Annotated in this window: 16 protein-coding genes; 11 read left to right on the plus strand and 5 right to left on the minus strand. The window is 70.6% G+C overall.

Annotation, left to right across the window (positions count from 1 at the left end; all coding sequences use genetic code 11):
• Window positions 1-149: 149 nt before the first annotated feature.
• Window positions 150-938 (minus strand): hypothetical protein, encoded by a 789-nt coding sequence (locus ACFXB5_RS21030; protein ID WP_385209980.1) that lies wholly within the window; start codon window positions 936-938, stop codon window positions 150-152.
• A 561-nt stretch (window positions 939-1,499) separates the two neighbouring features.
• Between ACFXB5_RS21030 and ACFXB5_RS21035 the strand changes: the two genes are divergently transcribed.
• A complete protein-coding gene (locus ACFXB5_RS21035; protein WP_385209983.1) occupies window positions 1,500-1,721 on the plus strand; it encodes a hypothetical protein in 222 nt (73 codons plus the stop codon).
• A gap of 20 nt (window positions 1,722-1,741) precedes the next feature.
• Complete coding sequence (locus ACFXB5_RS21040) at window positions 1,742-4,582, plus strand: SpoIIE family protein phosphatase (RefSeq protein WP_385209985.1); 2,841 nt, start codon at window positions 1,742-1,744, stop codon at window positions 4,580-4,582.
• Between the two features lie 231 nt (window positions 4,583-4,813).
• On the opposite strand, the gene ACFXB5_RS21045 is transcribed toward ACFXB5_RS21040, so the two are convergent.
• Complete coding sequence (locus ACFXB5_RS21045; RefSeq protein WP_385209987.1) at window positions 4,814-7,105, minus strand: (Fe-S)-binding protein; 2,292 nt, start codon at window positions 7,103-7,105, stop codon at window positions 4,814-4,816.
• Window positions 7,106-7,395: 290 nt separating this feature from the next.
• On the opposite strand from ACFXB5_RS21045, the gene dnaK reads away from it, so the two are divergent.
• From dnaK to proP, 6 genes are all read left to right on the plus strand, one after another.
• Window positions 7,396-9,267: a molecular chaperone DnaK gene (gene dnaK / locus ACFXB5_RS21050; protein ID WP_385209990.1), complete on the plus strand. Its 1,872-nt coding sequence runs from the start codon at window positions 7,396-7,398 to the stop codon at window positions 9,265-9,267.
• The gene (gene grpE / locus ACFXB5_RS21055; protein WP_385209992.1) at window positions 9,264-9,920 is read left to right on the plus strand and encodes a nucleotide exchange factor GrpE; all 657 of its coding nucleotides are present in this window, start codon (window positions 9,264-9,266) and stop codon (window positions 9,918-9,920) included. The genes dnaK and grpE overlap by 4 nt, the downstream gene beginning before the upstream one ends.
• A gap of 45 nt (window positions 9,921-9,965) precedes the next feature.
• Window positions 9,966-11,150 (plus strand): molecular chaperone DnaJ, encoded by a 1,185-nt coding sequence (dnaJ, locus tag ACFXB5_RS21060; protein WP_385209994.1) that lies wholly within the window; start codon window positions 9,966-9,968, stop codon window positions 11,148-11,150.
• Between the two features lies 1 nt (window position 11,151).
• The gene (locus tag ACFXB5_RS21065) at window positions 11,152-11,625 is read left to right on the plus strand and encodes a heat shock protein transcriptional repressor HspR (protein ID WP_385209997.1); all 474 of its coding nucleotides are present in this window, start codon (window positions 11,152-11,154) and stop codon (window positions 11,623-11,625) included.
• 186 nt (window positions 11,626-11,811) lie between these two features.
• A complete protein-coding gene (locus ACFXB5_RS21070; RefSeq protein ID WP_385210000.1) occupies window positions 11,812-12,183 on the plus strand; it encodes a cupin domain-containing protein in 372 nt (123 codons plus the stop codon).
• 130 nt (window positions 12,184-12,313) lie between these two features.
• On the plus strand, window positions 12,314-13,864 hold the full coding sequence (proP, locus tag ACFXB5_RS21075) for a glycine betaine/L-proline transporter ProP (protein WP_385210044.1): 1,551 nt from the start codon (window positions 12,314-12,316) through the stop codon (window positions 13,862-13,864).
• Window positions 13,865-13,919: 55 nt separating this feature from the next.
• On the opposite strand, the gene ACFXB5_RS21080 is transcribed toward proP, so the two are convergent.
• Window positions 13,920-14,324 carry a pyridoxamine 5'-phosphate oxidase family protein gene (locus tag ACFXB5_RS21080; protein WP_385210003.1) on the minus strand — a complete coding sequence of 135 codons (405 nt, stop codon included), beginning with the start codon at window positions 14,322-14,324 and terminating at the stop codon, window positions 13,920-13,922.
• Between the two features lie 118 nt (window positions 14,325-14,442).
• Between ACFXB5_RS21080 and clpB the strand changes: the two genes are divergently transcribed.
• Together clpB and ACFXB5_RS21090 are read left to right on the plus strand one after the other, a co-directional pair.
• On the plus strand, window positions 14,443-17,034 hold the full coding sequence (clpB, locus tag ACFXB5_RS21085) for an ATP-dependent chaperone ClpB (protein ID WP_385210004.1): 2,592 nt from the start codon (window positions 14,443-14,445) through the stop codon (window positions 17,032-17,034).
• 144 nt (window positions 17,035-17,178) lie between these two features.
• On the plus strand, window positions 17,179-17,715 hold the full coding sequence (locus ACFXB5_RS21090) for a YbjN domain-containing protein (protein ID WP_201854076.1): 537 nt from the start codon (window positions 17,179-17,181) through the stop codon (window positions 17,713-17,715).
• A 132-nt stretch (window positions 17,716-17,847) separates the two neighbouring features.
• On the opposite strand, the gene ACFXB5_RS21095 is transcribed toward ACFXB5_RS21090, so the two are convergent.
• Together ACFXB5_RS21095 and ACFXB5_RS21100 are read right to left on the minus strand one after the other, a co-directional pair.
• A complete protein-coding gene (locus ACFXB5_RS21095) occupies window positions 17,848-19,047 on the minus strand; it encodes a mannosyltransferase family protein (protein ID WP_385210007.1) in 1,200 nt (399 codons plus the stop codon).
• 236 nt (window positions 19,048-19,283) lie between these two features.
• Window positions 19,284-19,739, minus strand: coding sequence for an aminotransferase class I/II-fold pyridoxal phosphate-dependent enzyme (locus ACFXB5_RS21100; RefSeq protein ID WP_385210010.1), 456 nt, complete (start codon window positions 19,737-19,739; stop codon window positions 19,284-19,286).
• Between the two features lie 194 nt (window positions 19,740-19,933).
• Here ACFXB5_RS21100 and ACFXB5_RS21105 point away from each other — a divergent pair, with 194 nt between their 5' ends.
• Window positions 19,934-21,064 carry an aminotransferase class I/II-fold pyridoxal phosphate-dependent enzyme gene (locus tag ACFXB5_RS21105; protein ID WP_385210047.1) on the plus strand — a complete coding sequence of 377 codons (1,131 nt, stop codon included), beginning with the start codon at window positions 19,934-19,936 and terminating at the stop codon, window positions 21,062-21,064.

Consider the following 21,064-nt stretch of genomic DNA (forward strand, 5'->3'; position numbering starts at 1 on the left):
GCGCCGGAGCGGATCGGAGACCGCGTCGGCCGGGGGCGCGGCGCCCCCCCCCCCCCCCGCGGGGGGGGCGCCCCCCCCCCCCCGCCCCCCCCCCAAGCCGGCGGCGCGGCCCGACGCAGCGCCCCGGACCGCGCGGCCCCCCCCGCCCGTTACCACCGCCCCAACAGCACCCGGAGCGCGTGCCGGACCGCGCGCACCAGGGCCAGGTCGTGGTGGCCGTCGCCGTTGAAGTCGCCGACGGTCGGGCGCTGGGCGTCCACGCCGTCGTCCGGGCCGGTCAGCTGGACGCGGGCGGCGGAGCGGGTGCGGTGGGGGCCGCCGGGGCCGCCCCAGGAGATGTAGGGGACGGTCCGGACGGTGGCCTGGGTGCGCTCGGTCTCCTGCTTGCCGAGCGCCTCACCCGCCGTGGTGGTGACGTCGGCGTAGCCGTCGCCGTCGAGGTCGGCCGTGGCCACCTCGGTCGCGCCCGCGACGGTGACGTCCTGGGACGGCAGCCCGAGGTCGCGGTGGCGGAGCACGGTCCGGGTGGCGGGATTCAGGCCGTGGGACGAGCCGTGGACGAAGGCGATCCGGCTGGGCAGCTCCCCTTTGTCGGACGGGACGGGGACGCGCAGATCGGGGTAGCCGTCGCCGTTGACGTCATCCGGCAGCCGACTGCCCTTGCCGTGGGGGACGGGCGCGGTGGCGGTGGGGGTGATGACGGACCCGGCGGCGGAGTCGTCGCGCCGGCCCCTGGCGCCGTCGTCGGGGCCGCAGGCGGTGAGCAGCAGCGCCAGACAGGCCGTACCGGCGGCGACGGCGGTGGTGACGGAAGTGACGGAAGTGGTGGCAGAGGCGGCGGCTGAGGCGGTGGAGACGCGGGGGACGCGGGGGAGGGAGCGGCGTCGGGGGCCCGGGACGCGGCCGGGTGGTGCTGTAGGGGGAGGTGCGGGCGTCATCGGGCCACCTCAACCCATCAGGGCGGCTGAGGCCATGGGGCACGGCACTTCGTTACGAGGGTGATGCCTGGCGCTCCGACCGGCCGCCGCTTGGTGATCTTTCTGGATGATGCGGGATCGATCAGTCCGCTTGACTGTAAAGATGACCTTTGGAGCACAAGGGCCGTCCAGGACATTTACGGATGCCGTGTTGGGCATGATCCTGTAGGGAATTCGCAACGTCGTTGTGAGAAGGGATACTTCACGGCCAGTATCGGTACGTCCGGCGGGGAACTTCGATGCGGAAAAGCGGGGGCAACCATGTGCTTAACGCACGGTGTGCGGATGACGGGTGAGGCGGCGAGACCGGTGAAAGAGGGCGCGGGCGGGGTGTAGTCGCGATGTCGGACGGGAGTGGTCGGCCAGCGGCGGAGGATGCCGCTCGCCCGCCGCTGAGCGAGGGTGCTAAAAATAACGACATGGCCGGACTTTTCGGTCGACCACGGGTTCCGCTGGCCCGCACGATGACCGACTGGCGCCCACGCGGTCGGCGTGAGGGGCCCCGCTCGGCATGGGAGCGACGTGGGCGCCGCGTTCAGCAGGACACGCAGGACACGCAGGACACGCAGGACCACCGACAGAACCAGCGGGATCAGCGAGACGAGCGCGATCAACGCGATCAACGCGATCAACGCGATCAACGCGATCAACGGGATCAGCGCGATCAAGCCGATCCGCAGGGCTCGCCGGGCCCCCATGAGCGCTGGGGTCCGCAGGCTCGGCAGAGCACGTACGCCCAGCTGAGCCCGCATGGGCGGCCACCGGTGCGCACCGGCTGGAGCGGCCGCGGATCGGGCCCCGGCTCCGGCGGCGGTCCCGGCGGTCCCGACGGCCGCGGCTACGGTCGGCGGCCCCGCTGGAGCCTGGTGCGCGGCGTGCGCACCGTGGCCGGCCAGGTCTTCGTCCTGCAGGTCGGCGTCGTGCTGCTGCTGGTCGTCGCCGCCGTCGTGGCGCTCGTCCTGCAGTCCCGCTACGACAGCGAGCGGGAGGCCCGCAACCGCTCCATGGCGGTCGCCGAGAGCTTCGCGAACGCGCCGGGCATGGTGAGCACGCTGCGCGGCCACGATCCCAGCGCCGTGCTGCAGCCGCTCGCCGAGCGGGCCCGTGAGGGCTCCGGGGTCGACTTCGTCGTGGCCATGACGCCGCAGGGGGTCCGCTACACCCACCCCAACCCCGCCCGGATCGGCAAGCACTTCATGGGCAGCATCCGCCCGGCGGCCGAGGGCCGGACGGTCCAGGAGACCTTCACCGGCACGCTCGGCCTGTCCGTACGGTCCGTGGTGCCCGTCAAGGACGCCCAGGGGAAGGTCGTCGGCCTGGTCGCGGCCGGTATCACGATCAAGAAGGTGAGCGGCGCCGCCGACCACCAGCTGCCGCTGCTGTTCGGCGCGGCCGCGGCCGCCATGGCGCTCGCCACGGCGGGCACGGCCCTGGTCAGCAGGCGGCTGCGGCGCCAGACCCACGGGCTGGACCCGTCCGAGATGACGCGGATGTACGAGCACCACGACGCGGTGCTGCACTCGGTGCGCGAGGGCGTGCTGATCGTCGGCGGCGACGGGCGGCTGGTGCTGGCCAACGACGAGGCGCGCCGGCTCTTCGACCTCCCGCCGGACGCCGAGGGCCGCCTGGTGTCCGAGCTCGGCTTCGATCCGCACACCGCCGCGCTGCTGGCGTCCGGGCGCCCCGCCACCGACGAGGTCCATACGGCGGGCGAGCGGCTGCTGTCCGTCAGCCACCGCCCCACCGACCGCGACGGCGGCCCGCCCGGCAGCGTCGCCACCCTGCGCGACACCACGGAGCTGCGCGCGCTGTCCGGCAAGGTCGACCTCGCGCGCAACCGCCTCAAGCTGCTGTACGACGCGGGCGTCTCCATCGGCACCACGCTGGACGTGGTGCGCACCGCCCAGGAGCTGGCGGAGTACGCGGTGGCCCGGTTCGCCGACTATGTCTCGGTGGACCTCGCGGACTCGGTGCTGCGCGGCGAGGAGCCCCCGGACGGGGTCTCGGGCCTCAGCGCCCCGGACGCGGGCTCGTGGGCCGCCGTGGCGGCCGCGGACGGCGGCCGCACGGTCCTGCGCCGTACGGCCCTCAGCGGCATCCGGGACGACGGCCCGCTCTACCCCCTCGGCATGCTGATCGAGTTCGGCCCGAGCGCGCCCCAGGCCCGCGGCTTCCGCAGCGGAGCGGTAACGGTCGAGCCGGTCCTGGGCGACTTCGGTGGCTGGCAGGAGCAGGACCCCGAGCACGCCCGCCGGATCGTCGACTACGGCATCCACTCGATGATCGCGGTCCCGCTGCGGGCCCGGGGCGTCGTCCTGGGCGTGGCCAGCTTCATGCGCGCGGAGAAGCCGGAGCCCTTCGAGGAGGACGATGTCTCCCTCGCGGAGGAGCTGGTCACCCGGGCCGCCGTCAGCATCGACAACGCCCGCCGCTACACCCGCGAGCACACCATGGCGGTGACCCTCCAGCGCAGCCTGCTGCCCCGGATGCTGCCGGAGCAGAACGCGCTGGATGTGGCGTACCGCTACCTCCCGGCGGAGTCGGGGGTCGGGGGCGACTGGTTCGACGTCATTCCGTTGCCCGGAGCGCGGGTGGCGCTGGTGGTGGGGGATGTGGTGGGGCACGGTCTGCACGCGGCGGCGACGATGGGGCGGCTGCGGACGGCGGTGCACAACTTCTCCACGCTCGACCTCCCGCCCGATGAGATCCTCTCCCATCTCGATGACCTGATCGCCCGGATCGACCAGGACGAGGGTCCTGGCGGGCTGGACGGCGACGGCAGCGGTGGCAGTGAGGGGATCACGGGTGCCACGTGTCTGTACGCGATCTACGATCCGGTGACGCGGCGTTGCACGATGGCGCGGGCCGGTCATCCGCCGCCCGCGCTGGTGCGTCCGGACGGCTCGGTGGAGTTCCTGGAACTTCCCGCGGGGCCGCCGCTGGGCCTGGGCGGGCTGCCGTTCGAGACGGCGGAGCTGGAGCTGCCCGAGGGCAGCCATCTGGTGCTCTACACGGACGGGCTGATCGAGAAGCGCGACCGGGACATCGAGACCGGTCTGGAAATGCTGCGCGGCGCCCTGGCCCACCCCGGCCGGACGCCTGAGGACGCCTGTACGGCGGTGCTGGACGCGCTGCTGCCCGATCGCCCGAGCGATGACATCGCGCTCATCGTGGCCCGTACGAGGGTGCTGGAGCCCGGTCTGACCGCCGACTGGGAGGTGCCGTCCGATCCGGCGCAGGTGGCCGCGGTGCGGGCCGCGGTGGCCCGGAAGCTCGCGGAGTGGGATCTGGGCGATGTCGCGTTCACGACCGAGCTCATCCTCAGCGAGCTGATCACCAACGCGATCCGCTACGCGACCGGCCCGATCCGGGTGCGTCTGCTCTGCGACCGCAGCCTGATTTGCGAGGTCTTCGACACCAGCAGCACCTCCCCGCATCTGCGGTACGCGGGGACGACGGACGAGGGCGGCCGGGGGCTCTTCCTGGTCTCGCAGTTCGCCGACCGCTGGGGCACCCGCTACACCGCGGACGGCAAGGTCATCTGGACCGAGCAGGCGCTGCCGCTGTCGAGGAACGGCAAAGCCGCGGGCGTAAGGCCCTCCTGATATCCGTAAGAAGGCCTTCATGAGAGCCGTAAGGACGACACGGCGGCCGTAAGGCGTCATGGCCTCCGTAAGGCCTCCAGCAAGCGCCAGCAAGCGCCAGCGAGCGTGAGCCCTCCAGCAAGCGTGAAGCCCTCCAGCAAGCGTGAAGCCCTCCAGCAAGCGTGAAGCCCGCCCATGGACCCCGTGGGCGGGCTTCAGCGCATCGTCGAGACGTCTACGGCGCTACTTCGTCTACTTCGCCGGGGCCGGCTCCGGCTCCTCCGCGTTCTTGCCGCCGTCCTCCGGCGCGGCCGGGGTCTTCACCGAGTCCAGGAGCAGCTGCGCCACATCCACGACCTGGAGCTCTTCCTTCACCACGCCATCGTTCTTCTTGCCGTTGACGGAGTCGGTGAGCATCACCAGGCAGAACGGGCAGGCCGTGGAGACGATGTCCGGGTTGAGGGACAGCGCCTCGTCTACGCGCTCGTTGTTGATGCGCTTGCCGATCCGCTCCTCCATCCACATCCGGGCGCCGCCCGCGCCACAGCAGAAGCCGCGCTCCTTGTGGCGGTGCATCTCCTCGTTCCGCAGCCCCGGCACCTTGGCGATGATCTCGCGCGGCGGGGTGTAGACCTTGTTGTGGCGGCCCAGGTAGCAGGGGTCGTGGTAGGTGATCAGACCCTCGACCGGAGTGACCGGGATCAGCTTGCCCTCGTCGATGAGGTGTTGCAGCAGCTGGGTGTGGTGGATGACCTCGAACTCGCCGCCCAGCTGCGGGTATTCGTTGGCGATCGTGTTGAAGCAGTGCGGGCAGGTCGCGACGATCTTCTTCGCCGACTTGGGCTTCTTGGACGACTCGTCTTCGCCCGCGGCGGAGCCGCTGTCGGACCCTGTTTCGCCGAAGGCCATGTTCAGCATCTCGACGTTCTGCTGGCCGAGCTGCTGGAAGAGGAACTCGTTGCCCAGGCGGCGGGCGGAGTCACCGGTGCACGCCTCGTCGCCACCCATGATCGCGAACTTGACGCCCGCGATGTGCAGCAGTTCCGCGAAGGCCTTGGTGGTCTTCTTGGCCCGGTCCTCCAGGGCGCCCGCGCAGCCGACCCAGTACAGGTAGTCGACCTCGGTGAGGTCCTCGATGTCCTTGCCGACGACTGGCACCTCGAAGTCGACTTCCTTGGTCCATGCCAGCCGCTGCTTCTTGGCCAGCCCCCAGGGGTTGCCCTTCTTCTCCAGGTTCTTGAGCATCGTGCCCGCCTCGGACGGGAACGAGGACTCGATCATCACCTGGTAGCGGCGCATGTCCACGATGTGGTCAACGTGCTCGATGTCGACCGGACACTGCTCGACGCACGCGCCGCAGGTGGTGCAGGACCACAGCACATCCGGGTCGATGACGCCGTTCTCCTCCAGCGTCCCGATCAGCGGCCGCTCGGCCTCCGCCAGCGCGGCCGCGGGCACCCCGGCGAGCTGCTCCTGGCTCGCCTTCTCCTCGCCCTCCGCCGTCTTGCCGCCACCGGCGAGCAGATACGGGGCCTTGGCGTGGCTGTGGTCGCGCAGCGACATGATCAGCAGCTTGGGCGAGAGCGGCTTGCCGGTGTTCCAGGCGGGGCACTGCGACTGGCAGCGGCCGCATTCGGTGCAGGTGGAGAAGTCGAGGATGCCCTTCCAGGAGAAGTGCTCGATCTGCGAGACGCCGAACTGGTCGTCCTCGCCCGGGTCCTCGAAGTCGATCGGCTTGCCCTCGCTCACCATCGGCTGCAGCGCGCCGAGCGCGACCTCGCCGCTGGACTCCCGCTTGAACCAGATGTTGGGGAAGGCGAGGAAGCGGTGCCAGGCGATGCTCATGTCGAGGTTGGTGCTGACCGTGATCATCCAGATCATGGTCGTGCCCAGCTTGATCATCGCGAAGAAGTAGGCCAGGTTCTGCACCGCGTCCACGCTGAGCCCGTCGAAGAGCTGGACCAGCGGATACGAGGCGAAGTACGCGGGCTCGTAGGAGTCGACGTGGTGCAGTGCGCCCTCGGTGCCGCGCAGCGCCATGATCGCGAGGCCGATGATGAGGATGACGTACTCGACGAAGTACGCCTGCCAGGCGGTGGAGCCCGCGAACCGGGACTTGCGGCCGGCCCGGCTGGGCAGGTTCAGCAGCCGGATCGCCATCAGCGTCAGGATGCCCAGCGTGGTCATCGTGCCGATGAACTCGATGTACAGCTCGTAGGGGAGGAAGCCGCCGAGGATCGGCAGCGTCCAGTCCGCCTGGAAGAGCTGGCCGTAGGCGTTGATGATGGTCGGCGGCAGGGTCAGGAAGCCGATCGCCACGAACCAGTGGGCGACGCCGATGACGCCCCACTTGTTCATGCGTGTGTGCGCGAGGAACTCGCGGACCAGGGTCACGCTGCGCTGCCAGGGATTGTCGGTCCTGGCCCCCGCCGGGACCGGGGCGCCGAGCTTGAAGAAGCGCACGAACTGTGCGACGGCCCGGCCGAGCAGGGCAACGCCGACCGCGGTGAGGACCAGCGACACGATGATCGCGGCGAGTTGCATAAGGGGCTCCTCGAACCTGCGAGAGCTGGATTACTAAGCAGTACTTGATTACTAAGCAGTAACTTAATGTGGCTTGACCGAGATTACCCGCCCGGACGGGCACCCATGTAGTCGACCAGCCGGTGATCTGTGTCGCTCACTTGGCCCCTCCTTCCTCTCCTCCGCGCCCGCTTGGGCATAAGCCTCGTATAAAACTTGAGCGCCGTCGACTCAGGTCTGTTGACAGCGGCAGAGCGGGTGATGCACGCTTGAGCCTGTTCCACTCAATGCTGTAGCTGGAGGATCCCGAAATGGCACGTGCGGTCGGCATCGACCTGGGTACGACGAACTCCGTCGTCAGTGTTCTCGAAGGCGGTGAGCCCACCGTCATCACCAACGCCGAGGGCGCCAGGACCACGCCGTCCGTTGTGGCGTTCGCGAAGAACGGCGAGGTGCTGGTCGGCGAGGTCGCCAAGCGCCAGGCGGTGACCAACGTGGACCGCACCGTCCGCTCGGTCAAGCGCCACATGGGCACCGACTGGAAGATCAACCTCGACGGCAAGGACTTCAACCCGCAGCAGATGAGCGCCTTCATCCTGCAGAAGCTCAAGCGGGATGCGGAGTCGTACCTCGGCGAGAAGGTCACGGACGCGGTCATCACCGTCCCGGCGTACTTCAACGACGCCGAGCGCCAGGCGACCAAGGAAGCCGGAGAGATCGCGGGCCTCAACGTCCTGCGTATCGTCAACGAGCCTACTGCCGCCGCGCTCGCCTACGGGCTGGAGAAGGACGACCAGACCATTCTGGTCTTCGACCTCGGTGGCGGCACCTTCGACGTCTCGCTGCTGGAGATCGGCGACGGCGTGGTGGAGGTCAAGGCCACCAACGGTGACAACCACCTCGGTGGTGACGACTGGGACCAGCGCGTCGTCGACTACCTGGTCAAGCAGTTCAACAACGGCCACGGCGTCGACCTGTCCAAGGACAAGATGGCCCTGCAGCGCCTCCGCGAGGCCGCTGAGAAGGCGAAGATCGAGCTCTCCAGCTCGTCCGAGACCACCATCAACCTGCCCTACATCACGGCGTCCGCCGAGGGCCCGCTGCACCTGGACGAGAAGCTCACCCGCGCCCAGTTCCAGCAGCTCACCTCCGACCTGCTGGAGCGCTGCAAGACCCCGTTCCACAACGTCATCAAGGACGCGGGCATCTCGCTGTCCGAGATCGACCACGTGGTCCTGGTCGGTGGCTCGACCCGTATGCCCGCCGTCGCCGAGCTCGTCAAGGAGCTGACCGGCGGCAAGGAGGCCAACAAGGGCGTCAACCCGGACGAGGTCGTCGCCATCGGCGCCTCCCTCCAGGCCGGTGTCCTCAAGGGTGAGGTCAAGGACGTCCTGCTGCTGGACGTCACCCCGCTGTCCCTCGGTATCGAGACCAAGGGCGGCATCATGACCAAGCTGATCGAGCGCAACACGACCATTCCGACCAAGCGCTCGGAGATCTTCACCACGGCCGAGGACAACCAGCCGTCCGTGCAGATCCAGGTCTACCAGGGCGAGCGCGAGATCGCGGCGTACAACAAGAAGCTCGGCATGTTCGAGCTGACCGGCCTGCCCCCGGCCCCGCGCGGCGTGCCGCAGATCGAGGTCACCTTCGACATCGACGCCAACGGCATCATGCACGTCGGCGCGAAGGACCTCGGCACCGGCAAGGAGCAGAAGATGACCGTCACCGGCGGCTCCGCGCTGCCGAAGGACGACATCGACCGCATGATGCGCGAGGCCGAGCAGTACGCGGAGGAGGACCACAAGCGCCGCGAGGCCGCCGAGACCCGCAACCAGGCCGAGCAGCTGGTCTACCAGACGGACAAGTTCCTCAAGGACAACGAGGACAAGGTCCCGGGCGAGGTCAAGACCGAGGTCGAGGAGGCCCTCGCCGAGCTGAAGGAGAAGCTCAAGGGCGAGGACACCGCCGAGATCCGCACCGCGACCGAGAAGGTCGCCGCGGTCAGCCAGAAGCTGGGCCAGGCCATGTACGCCAACACTGAGGCGGGCGGCCCGGACGCGGCCGGTGCCGCCGCCGGTGACGCCGGCACCGCGGGCCAGGCCAAGGCCGATGACGATGTGGTGGACGCCGAGATCGTCGACGACGACAAGGCCGACAAGGGCCAGGGTGGTGCCGCGTGACGGAGGAGACCCCGGGCTTCGAGGAGCAGCCCGATGTCCCCTCCGAGGCCGCGAAGACCCCTGACGACGCGGCGAAGGGCGCCGGGTCCGCCGACAAGGCGGGCCCGGCAGCCCCGGCCGGGGACCTCGAGCAGGTAGCCCTTCAGGCACAGCTGGACCAGGTCCGTACCGCGCTCAACGAGCGGACGGCCGACCTCCAGCGGCTCCAGGCGGAGTACCAGAACTATCGGCGCCGGGTCGAGCGGGACCGGGTGACGGTCAAGGAGATCGCCGTGGCGAGCCTCCTGTCCGAGCTGCTGCCCGTGCTCGACGACATCGGCCGCGCCCGTGACCACGGCGAGCTCGTCGGCGGCTTCAAGTCCGTCGGCGAATCGGTGGAGGCGGTTTCGGCGAAGCTGGGCCTCCAGCAGTTCGGCAAGGAGGGCGAGCCCTTCGACCCGCTGATCCACGAGGCCCTGATGCACTCGTACGCGCCGGATGTCGCCGAGACCACGTGCGTGCAGATTCTGCAGCCGGGGTATCGAATCGGCGAGCGCACGATCCGTCCGGCGCGGGTCGCCGTCGCCGAGCCCCAGCCGGGAGCCGGTGCCGGCAAGGGCGAAGGCGAGAGCGCGGCGTCGGACGAGGAGAGCGGTGGCCCGGAAGAGGGCTGACGTGACGGTGACCGCGAGAGCAGCAGGAGAGGAGGGACGTCGGGGATGAGCACCAAGGACTTCGTGGAGAAGGACTACTACAAGGTTCTCGGCGTCCCCAAGGACGCCACCGAGGCGGAGATCAAGAAGGCGTACCGGAAGCTCGCCCGTGAGTACCACCCGGACGCCAACAAGGGCGACGCCAAGGCGGAGGACCGGTTCAAGGAGATCTCCGAGGCCAATGACATCCTCGGGGACCCCAAGCGGCGCAAGGAGTACGACGAGGCCCGCGCCCTGTTCGGCAACGGGGGCTTCCGCCCCGGGCCGGGCGGGCCGGGCGGCACCGGCAGCTTCAACTTCGACCTGGGCGACCTCTTCGGCGGCGCGCAGGGCGGCGGCGGTGGTGGCGGCGCCGGCGGCTTCGGCGGCGGGCTCGGGGATGTCTTCGGCGGGCTGTTCGGCCGCGGCGGCGCCACCCGCGCCCAGCCGCGCCGGGGTCAGGACATCGAGTCCGAGGTGACGCTCAGCTTCACCGAGGCCGTCGAGGGGGCCACGGTCCCGCTGCGGATGTCCAGCCAGGCCCCGTGCAAGGCGTGCTCGGGCACCGGCGACCGGGACGGCACCCCGCGTGTCTGCCCGACCTGTGTCGGCACCGGCCAGGTCAGCCGGGGCGGCGGGGGCGGGTTCTCGCTCACCGACCCGTGCGTGGAGTGCCGCGGCCGCGGGCTGATCGCGCAGAACCCGTGCGAGACCTGCAAGGGCAGCGGACGGGCCCGTTCCGCCCGCACCATGCAGGTCCGGATCCCCGCGGGGGTCAGCGACGGCCAGCGGATCCGGCTGCGCGGCAAGGGCGCCCCGGGCGAGACCGGCGGCCCGGCCGGCGATCTGTACGTGGTCGTGCATGTGGACCCGCACCCGGTCTTCGGCCGCAAGGACGACAACCTGACCGTCACCGTGCCCGTCACCCTTCCCGAGGCGGCGCTCGGCGGCGAGATCAAGGTCCCCACCCTGGGCGGCCCGCCGGTCACCCTGAAGCTGCCGCCCGGCACGCCCAACGGGCGGACCATGCGCGCCCGGGGCAAGGGCGCGGTGCGCAAGGACGGCACCCGCGGAGACCTGCTGGTCACCGTCGAGGTCACGGTGCCGAAGGACCTGAGTGACCCGGCGCGTGACGCGCTGGAGTCGTATCGCGAGGCGACCGTGGGAGAGGACCCACGGGCGGAGCTGTTCAAGGCCGCGAAGGGAGCATGAGATGGACGGCCGAGGAGGAATCGGAGGCAGGGCCGCTGGCCGACCCCGCAACCCCTATGAGCTGACCGAGGATTCGCCGGTCTACGTCATCTCGGTGGCCGCCCAGCTCTCCGGGCTGCACCCGCAGACCCTGCGTCAGTACGACCGCCTCGGCCTGGTCTCCCCCGACCGTACCGCCGGCCGCGGCCGGCGGTACTCCGCGCGCGACATCCAGCTGCTCCGCCAGGTCCAGCAGCTGTCCCAGGACGAGGGCATCAACCTCGCCGGGATCAAGCGCATCATCGAACTGGAGCACCAGGTCGCGGCCCTCCAGGCCCGGGTCGCCGAGCTCCAGTCCGCGGTCGAGGGCGCCGCGACGGCCATGCAGCAGCGCGAGGCCCAGGTCCACGCCTCCTACCGCCGCGACCTGGTCCGCTACCAGGACATCCAGCAGAGCAGCGCCCTGGTGGTCTGGCGCCCCAAGCGCCCGGAGTAGCGGACCGTTCTTCCGTCTTCCGTTTCCAAACTCATCCGATCGAGTGGCCCGACGACCGACCCCGGTCGCCGGGCCACTCGCGTTCGTAGCCGAGACCCGTGTCCCGTACGGCACCGAGGCCCTTGGCCGGGCGCGCCTAAGAGGGCCGCCGGGCGCACCATGGAGGTGTGGGAGGAGGTACCGCCAATGTTGGAGATCAAGACGATGGACAAGCCGGATGAGCGGCGGGACTTTCCCGGTGGTCATCTGGAGGCGCTGAACCTGAGCGGGTTGCATCTCGCCGTGGTCACCTTCGAACCCGGCTGGCGCTGGAGGGAGTCGGTGCGGCCGATCGTGGGGACGGACAGCTGCCAGGTCCAGCACAGCGGGATCATCGTGCGGGGCCGGATGCGGGTGCGCATGGACGACGGGGCCGAGGGCGAGGTGGGGCCCGGCGATGTGTATGTGGTGCCGCCCGGCCACGAAGCGTGGGTGGTCGGTGACGAACAGGTGGTGATGTACGACGTCGGCGGGCAGATGGCGGAGACCTACGCCAAGTCCAGCGATGCCGGGGCCTGAGCCCGGGGGCGGGGGCGGCGTCAGGTAGTGGGTTCAGCCGGCGGCAGGGGACGAGATGACTACCGGTCCGAGACCACGGCGCGGTCCCCGCCGCGGAGGATGGCCGCACGGCAGCGCCCGTACCGACCAGCTGATCCGCACGCTGCTGCGGCGCCGCAAGGAGCCGCTGGCGATCGAGGACGTCACCGTCGTCGACAAGCCGGGAATGCGCCGCGCCGTCGCGGCGACGGCCATCGGCAACACCATGGAGTGGTTCGACTTCGGCGTCTACGCGTATGTCGCCGTCACCCTCGGCCATGTCTTCTTCCCCGCCGACGACCCCGCCACTCAGGTGGTCTCCACGTTCGCCACCTTCGCCGTGGCGTTCCTGGTGCGGCCCTTGGGCGGGCTGGTGTTCGGGCCGCTGGGCGACCGGATCGGGCGGCGGCGGGTGCTGTCCACCACCATGATCATGATGGCGGCGGGCACCTTCGCGGTGGGCCTGCTGCCCGGCTACTCCCAGATCGGCTTCGCCGCCCCGCTGTTGCTCCTGGCCTGCCGGGTGGTGCAGGGCTTCTCGACCGGCGGTGAGTACGCGGGGGCGACCACGTACATCGCCGAGTACGCGCCCGATCAGCGCCGTGGCTTCCTGGGCAGCTGGCTCGACTTCGGCACCTTCATCGGCTATTCGCTGGGCTCCGGCCTGGTCACCGTGCTCACCGCCGCCATCGGTGAGCACGGGATGGTGGACTGGGGCTGGCGGGTGCCGTTCCTGGTGGCGGGGCCGCTGGGGCTGATCGGTCTGTATATGCGGCTGCGGCTGGAGGAGACCCCGGCGTTCCAGCAGATGGCCGAGCGGGCGGCCGAGGAGGCCGAGGCGGCGCAGGCACGCGGTGACACCCCGCCGATCGAGGAGGCGCGGCAGTCGGGGCAGGGGCGGCTGAAGGAAATCTTCACCCGGCACTGGCAGGCGGTGCTGATCTGCATGGGGCTGGTGCTGATGTACAACGTCACCAACTACATGGTGACGTCGTACCTGCCGACGTTCATGACCTCCACGCTCGGCGATGACGCCACCAAGGCCCAGGTGCTGGTGCTGGGCACCATGCTGTTCGTGGTGCTGGCGATCACCGTGGTCGGGCGCACGTCCGACCGGTGGGGGCGGCGGCCGCTGTTCCTGTTCGGCAGCGTGGGCATGATCGTGCTGGCCATCCCGGCGGTGCTGCTGATCCGGGAGGGCGGCGTATTGATGCCCGCGATCGGCTGTCTGATCCTGGGCGCGATGCTGGTCACCTTCGCGGGGACGAGCGCCGCGACGCTCCCGGCGCTGTTCCCGACCCGGCTGCGCTACGGCGCGCTGTCGATCTCGTACAACCTCTCCGTGTCGCTGTTCGGCGGGACCACCCCGCTGCTGGCCTCGTGGCTGGTGGCCACCACGCACAACACGCTGGTGCCCGCCTTCTACCTGATGGTGGCGGGCGTGATCGGGCTGATCTCCACGGTGTTCCTGCACGAGACGGCGGGGAAGCCGCTGCGTGGTTCGGGTCCCATGGTGGAGACCGAGGAGGAGGCTCGTACGGCGGTGGCCGAGAGCCGTACGGAGGCCGGGCGGCGCGCCCGCGACGTCTGGATCCGGCTGCGCCATCCCTGGGCGGGGGCGGGCCATCGGGAGGCCGGTCACCAGGAGGAGAAGGAGGAGTGACGGGCCTCAGGCCAGGAGGAGTGACAGGCGTTCGGGCCAAGAGGAGTGACGGGCCTCAGCCCCTTCCCATTGCCCTGGTGAGGGCGATCTCGATGACGACGCGGTCCGGGTTGGGGCGGGGGGTGCGCTGGTAGCGCTCGGCGTAGCGGCGCTCGGCGTCCGCGATCAGCTCGGGCTCCTCCCGTACCACCGCGAGCCCCTCCAGCGTGGCCCACCGCCTGCCCGCCAGCTGGCAGACCGCGACCCGCGCACCGCCCTGGCCCGCCGCCCGGACATGGGCGACCTTACGGCTGTGACGGTTCGCGATGACGCGGGCGAGCCCGGCCTCGGGGTCGTAGGTGACGCCGACCGGGACCACATGCGGGGTGCCGTCCGGGCGTGGGGTGGTCAGGGTGCACACATGGCGTTCGCGCCAGAAAGCGAGGTACTCGGGATCGGGGTCGCGCGGATCGACGGACATGGTCCAGAACCTAAGGCCAGAGGAGTGGCGTTCGCGAGGTTGAGTGGAATAGACTCAACTTTACGGAGGTTGGGTAGGGCAGGGATGGGAAGATCGGAGCGAGGAGGAGCACAGGGACGTGGATGCCGAGCTGACCAACAAGAGCCGGGCGGCGATCAGCGCCGCCAATGACCGGGCGGTGTCCTCCGGGCATGCGGACATGACGCCCGCGCATCTTCTCCTCGCCCTGCTGCAGGGCCAGGACAACGAGAACGTGATGGATCTGCTGGCCGGCGTCGAGGCCGACGCGGCCCTGGTACGCGACGGCGCCGAGCGGCTGCTCGCCGCCCTGCCCAGCGTCCAGGGCTCCACCGTGGCCCCGCCGCAGGCCAGCCGCGACCTGCTGGCCGTCATCGCGGACGCCACCCAGCGGGCCAGGGAACTCGGGGACGACTACGTCTCCACCGAGCACCTCCTCATCGGCATCGCCGCCAAGGGCGGCCAGGCCGGGGAGCTGCTCGACCAGCAGGGGGCGGGCGCCAAGAAGCTGCTCGCCGCGTTCGAGAAGGTCAGGGGTGGACAGCGGGTGACGACGCCCGATCCGGAGGGCACGTACAAGGCCCTGGAGAAGTTCGGCACGGACTTCACCGCCGCCGCGCGCGAGGGCAAGCTGGACCCGGTCATCGGCCGGGACCAGGAGATCCGCCGGGTGGTGCAGGTGCTCTCCCGGCGCACCAAGAACAACCCGGTGCTGATCGGCGACCCGGGCGTCGGCAAGACGGCCGTGGTCGAGGGGCTCGCCCAGCGGATCGTCAAGGGCGACGTGCCCGAGAGCCTGCGCGACAAGCGCCTGGTCGCCCTCGACCTCGGTGCGATGGTCGCGGGCGCGAAGTACCGCGGTGAGTTCGAGGAGCGGCTGAAGACCGTCCTGGCCGAGATCAAGTCCAGCGACGGCCAGATCATCACCTTCATCGACGAGCTCCACACCGTGGTCGGCGCGGGCGCCGGCGGCGACTCCGCCATGGACGCGGGCAACATGCTCAAGCCCATGCTGGCCCGCGGTGAGCTGCGCATGGTCGGCGCCACCACCCTCGACGAGTACCGCGAGCGGATCGAGAAGGACGCCGCGCTCGAGCGCCGCTTCCAGCAGGTGCTGGTGGCCGAGCCGACCGTCGAGGACACCGTCGCCATCCTGCGCGGGCTCAAGGGGCGCTACGAGGCCCACCACAAGGTGCAGATCGCCGACGGCGCGCTGGTGGCCGCGGCCGCCCTCTCCGACCGGTACATCACCTCCCGCTTCCTGCCCGACAAGGCCATCGACCTGGTGGACGAGGCGGCCTCCCGGCTCCGGATGGAGATCGACTCCTCGCCCGTGGAGATCGACGAGCTCCAGCGGTCGGTGGACCGGATGCGGATGGAGGAGATGGCCCTCGCCCGGGAGACCGACGTGGCCAGCAAGCAGCGGCTGGAGAAGCTGCGCCGCGACCTCGCCGACAAGGAGGAGGAGCTGCGCGGCCTCACCGCCCGCTGGGAGAAGGAGAAGCAGGGCCTCAACCGCGTCGGTGAGCTGAAGGAGAAACTGGACGAGCTGCGCGGCCAGGCCGAGCGCGCCCAGCGCGACGGCGACTTCGACACCGCCTCCAAGCTGCTGTACGGGGAGATCCCGGCCGTCGAGCGGGAGCTGGCCGAGGCGTCGGAGGCCGAGGCCGAGGTCCAGGGGGACCGCCCGACGATGGTCAAGGAGGAGGTCGGCCCGGACGACGTGGCCGATGTGGTCGCCTCCTGGACCGGCATCCCCGCGGGCCGGCTGCTGGAGGGCGAGACCCAGAAGCTGCTGCGCATGGAGGACGAGCTGGGCAAGCGGCTGATCGGCCAGACCGAGGCCGTACGGGCCGTCTCCGACGCCGTGCGCAGGACCCGGGCGGGCATCGCCGACCCGGACCGGCCCACCGGCTCGTTCCTCTTCCTCGGCCCCACCGGCGTCGGCAAGACCGAGCTGGCCAAGGCGCTCGCCGACTTCCTCTTCGACGACGAGCGGGCCATGGTCCGCATCGACATGAGCGAGTACGGCGAGAAGCACAGCGTGGCCCGGCTGGTCGGCGCCCCGCCCGGCTATGTCGGCTACGAGGAGGGCGGCCAGCTCACCGAGGCGGTGCGCCGCCGCCCGTACAGCGTGGTGCTGCTGGACGAGGTGGAGAAGGCCCACCCCGAGGTCTTCGACATCCTGCTGCAGGTCCTGGACGACGGGCGGCTCACCGACGGCCAGGGCCGGACGGTGGACTTCCGCAACACCATCCTGGTGCTCACCTCCAACCTGGGCAGCCAGTACCTGATGGACCCGCTGCTCGGCGAGGAGGAGAAGAAGCAGAGCGTGCTGGAGACCGTGCGCACCTCCTTCAAGCCGGAGTTCCTCAACCGCCTGGACGACCTCGTGGTCTTCTCCGCGCTCAGCGGCCCGGAGCTGGCCCGGATCGCCCAGCTCCAGCTCGCCCGGCTGGCCCGCCGCCTCGCCGACCGCAGGCTGACCCTCGACGTCACCCCGGCCGCGCTGGAGTGGCTCGCCGAGGAGGGCAACGACCCGGCGTACGGGGCGCGCCCGCTGCGCCGGCTGATCCAGACCGCGATCGGCGACCGGCTGGCCAAGGAGATCCTCTCCGGGGAGGTCCGGGACGGCGACAAGGTCCGGGTGGACCGGGTCGGCGACGACCTGCTGGTGGGCCCCGCGCAATAGGGGCCAGGGGCCGCTCGGCACCCCCGGTCCGGCCGGTCCTCGCGGCCGTCGTTTCGGCCGGATCGGGCAATGTACGGCCTGGGTTGCACGGCGGGGGCGGGTGTGAGGGAGGATGGCGGTATTCCATACGAAGGGAAATCCACGGTGAGCATCGACCCGTCCTCGATTCCGAATTTCGGGGGTCAGCCCGAGCCCGAACCGACGGGTCCGAGCGGCCCCGTGCTGCCCGACCAGGACCTGGTCAAGCAGCTGCTGGAGCAGATGGAGCTGAAGTACGTCGTCGACGAGGAGGGGGACCTCGCCGCGCCGTGGGAGCAGTTCCGCACCTACTTCATGTTCCGCGGGGAGGAGGAGCAGCAGGTCTTCTCCGTCCGCACGTTCTACGACCGGCCGCACGTCATCGATGAGAAGCCGCGGCTGCTCGAGGCGATCGACGACTGGAACCGCCGCACGCTGTGGCCGAAGGTCTACAGCCACACCAATGACGACGGCACGGTCCGGTTGATCGGTGAGGCGCAGATGCTGATCGGCACCGGCGTCAGCCTGGAGCACTTCGTGTCCAGCACGGTCAGCTGGGTGCGGGCTTCGATCGAGTTCGACCGCTGGCTGGTCGAACAGCTCGGCCTGGAGGCCGACATCGAGTCCGACGGCGACGACAAGCCGGGCGACGACGAGGCCTGAGCGGGCCCGGCCGTATCCCCCGGCCGTACCCTGGCGGCACCGCGTCCGTATCCCGGCCGTACCCCGGTCGGAGCAGCCGTACAGCGCTCGGGGAAGCCGTACCCCGGTCGGCGAGGCCGCCGGCCGTATCGGTCAGACCGGGCTGGTGGCCATGGTCAGCAGATACGTCCCGTAGAGACAGGAGAGCCCGGCCAGCGCGCCGCCCACCAGGACGGCGGTGCGCGGCCGGGCTCTTGCCATCGCCAGCGCCGCCGGGAGCAGCAGCGGGAAGGCGGGCAGCAGGAAGCGCGGCTTGGACGCGAAGTAGTTGGCACTGGCGAGCGCGATGAACACCAGGGCGAGGGTGTAGACGACCAGCGGCAGCGGCGGTGGCCGCAGCGCGAGCCCGACCAGGGAGATCAGCGCGCCGCCGACGACGATCAGCGCCACGTAGTGCGACGGATAGCCGCTCCCCATGATCAGGGAGCGGGCGGAGCGGAAGCCGCTCGCACCGAGATCGAGATACGTGCCCCAGTCGTCCTGGACGTCCAGATAGCCGCGCCAGGTGCCGCGCCGCACCCCCACCCACGCGGCGTAGCCGAGCCAGCCGAGCGGTGACAGCGCGGCCCCCGCCCACACCCGCCAGGACGTGCGCCCGCGGTGGCGCCAGATCTCGGCGGCCGCGCAGACGCACACCGCCGCCGCGACCGCGAGCCCGTTGGGCCGGGTGGCCCCCGCGCACAGCGCGAGCGCCCCGGCCGACACCCAGCGCCCGGTCAGCAGCGCGTACAGCGACCAGGCCGCCAGCGCCGTCAGCAGCGACTCGGTGTACCCCATGGACTCGACGACCGCATGCGGCAGCAGCCCCCACAGCGCGACCAGCGCCAAGGCCACCCGCCGCCCGTACAGCCGCTCCCCGACCGCGTGGATCCCCCAGGCCGCCAGCCCGGCCGCGACCCAGGCGATCAGCAGCGCCGCCGTCACCGCGCTCACGGGGACGACGTCGGTGACGGCCCGGATCAGCGCCGGGTAGAGCGGGAAGAACGCGAGGTCGCTGAAGCTCAGGCCGGGGTGGACGGCGGAGGGGCGGCTGGTGCCGTAGCCGTGCTGGGCGATGCCCACGTACCAGAGGCTGTCCCAGTAGTGCCCGAGCTGCGTCCGCGGATGCTTCCCGGCCTGCCGGGCGCCCAGCGCCACGCACCCGACCCCGGCGGCGCGCACCGTCGCGTACACCGCGAGCGCGAGCCACGCCCGCCGCAGCGACGCCCCGGCCCGCCCCAGCACCCGCCGCCGTTCCGGATGCCGCCGGGGCGGCTCCGGGGTTCGTGTGGACGCGGCGGTGTCGGTGGACACGGAGACCTCCGGTGCGGGCACACGACGGGCACACGACGGACCTGCGCCGAGCCCCCGGGAGGGGACGGACCAGAGGGCTCGGCGGACACACCGACCATCCGCCAGACCGCGGACGCCCGCGACCCGGGAAGTCCAACCGGGGGAGCGGGGCGACCGGAGGCGGCGCGTCAGCCCTGGGCGAGGGTCTCGATCAGCCCTGGGCGAGGGTCTCGATCAGCCCTGGGTGAGAGTCTTGATCAGCCTTGGGCGAGGGTCTTGAGGCGGGCCACGGCGTCCGTAAGGACCTCTTCGCGCTTGCAGAAGGCGAAGCGGACGAAGGGGGAGCCCTGGTCCTGGTGGTCGTAGAAGACCGCGTTCGGGACCGCGACCACACCGCAGCGCTCGGGGAGGGAGCGGCAGAAGGCGAAGCCGTCGGTCTCGCCGAGGGGGCGGATGTCGGTGGTGATGAAGTAGGTGCCCGAGGGACGGAAGACGTGGAAGCCCGCGTCGGTCAGACCATCGGCCAGCAGATCGCGCTTGGCGCGCAGATCGTCCCGGATGCCGTGGAAATAGGCGTCGGGGAGGGCCAGCGCCTCGGCGACCGCGTACTGGAAGGGGCCCGCCGAGACATAGGTGAGGTACTGCTTGGCCGAGCGCACCGCCGTGACCAGCTCGGGAGCGCCGGTCACCCAGGTCAACCCCTCTTCGTACACACCCTGCGCATGCGCTCTGGCCTCGGGTGATGGCTTGGCAGCGGCCCGGTACTCGACCGGCTGCGCCTATCGTGGGGGCCGAACCTCCTGGACGGACGTACGGAAAGCAGGGGCGCATGGGGACGAGCGGGACGGCTGACGCGCGCGGCATCGTGGGTACGGCGGACTGGGGTCCTGCGGCGCGGGTGCGGGACATGGGCACGTCGATCTTCACGGAGATGACCGAGCTGGCGCGCCGTACGGGGGCTGTGAACCTCGGGCAGGGCGTGCCGGAGCTGGCAAGCCCCGACGCACTGCTGAAGGACGTGGCGGAAGCGGTGCTCTCGGGCAACAACCAATACCCGCCCGCTGTCGGCTTCCCCGCGCTGCGTGAGGCCGTCGCCGAGCATCAGCTGCGGCGGTATGGCCTCGACTACAACCCGGTGGGAGAGGTGCTGATCACCACGGGCGCCACGGAAGCGCTGGCCTCGGCTCTGCTGGCGCTCTGCGACCCCGGTGATGAGGTTCTGGCCTTCGACCCCTGCTACGACGCATACGCGGCGGATGCCAGGCTGGCCGGCGCCCGGCTGGTGGCTGTGCCGCTGGTGAGCGACGGGGATGGCTTCGTGCTCGACGCCGAAGCGCTGCGCGCTGCCGTGACGGCGCGTACTCGGGTACTGGTGCTGAACACTCCCCACAACCCGACCGGGAAGGTGTTCACGGCTGAAGAGCTGGGCGCCATTGCTGATATCGCTCAGGAACACTCGCTGATCGTCGTGACCGATGAGGTGTACGAGCATCTGGTGTACAACGGCGTGGCTCACCTCCCGATCGCCTCGTTGCCCGGCATGAGGGAACGGACACTGACGATCTCCTCGGCGGGCAAGACGTTCAGTGTCACGGGTTGGAAGATCGGTTGGGTTTCCGGTCCGGCTCCGCTTGTCGCCGCGGTCGCTGCGGCGAAGCAGTTCCTCACCTACGCGTCGGGGACGCCGTACCAGGAAGCGCTGGCGCGTGCCCTCGGCTCGGTAGAGGAGTGGGCTGCGGACCTGCGCGAGACCCTGCGGCACAACCGGAATCTGTTGAGCGAGGGTCTGACGCGGGCCGGACTGCGCCCGTACCGCGCGGATGCCGGGTACTTCCTCCAGGCGGACGTACGGCCGTGGGGATACGCGGACGGCGTGACGTTCTGCCGTGAACTGCCGGAGCGTGCGGGCGTGGTGGCCATCCCGACGTCGGCCTTCTACGAGAGTGCCGATGCTCCGGTGTGGCTCGTCAGGTTCTCCTTCTGCAAGCGGGAGGAGTCGATCCGTACGGCTGTTGAGCAACTGATCACAGTGCGCTGA

The organism is Streptomyces sp. NPDC059455, assembly GCF_042750115.1.
Taxonomy (GTDB): domain Bacteria; phylum Actinomycetota; class Actinomycetes; order Streptomycetales; family Streptomycetaceae; genus Streptomyces; species Streptomyces endocoffeicus.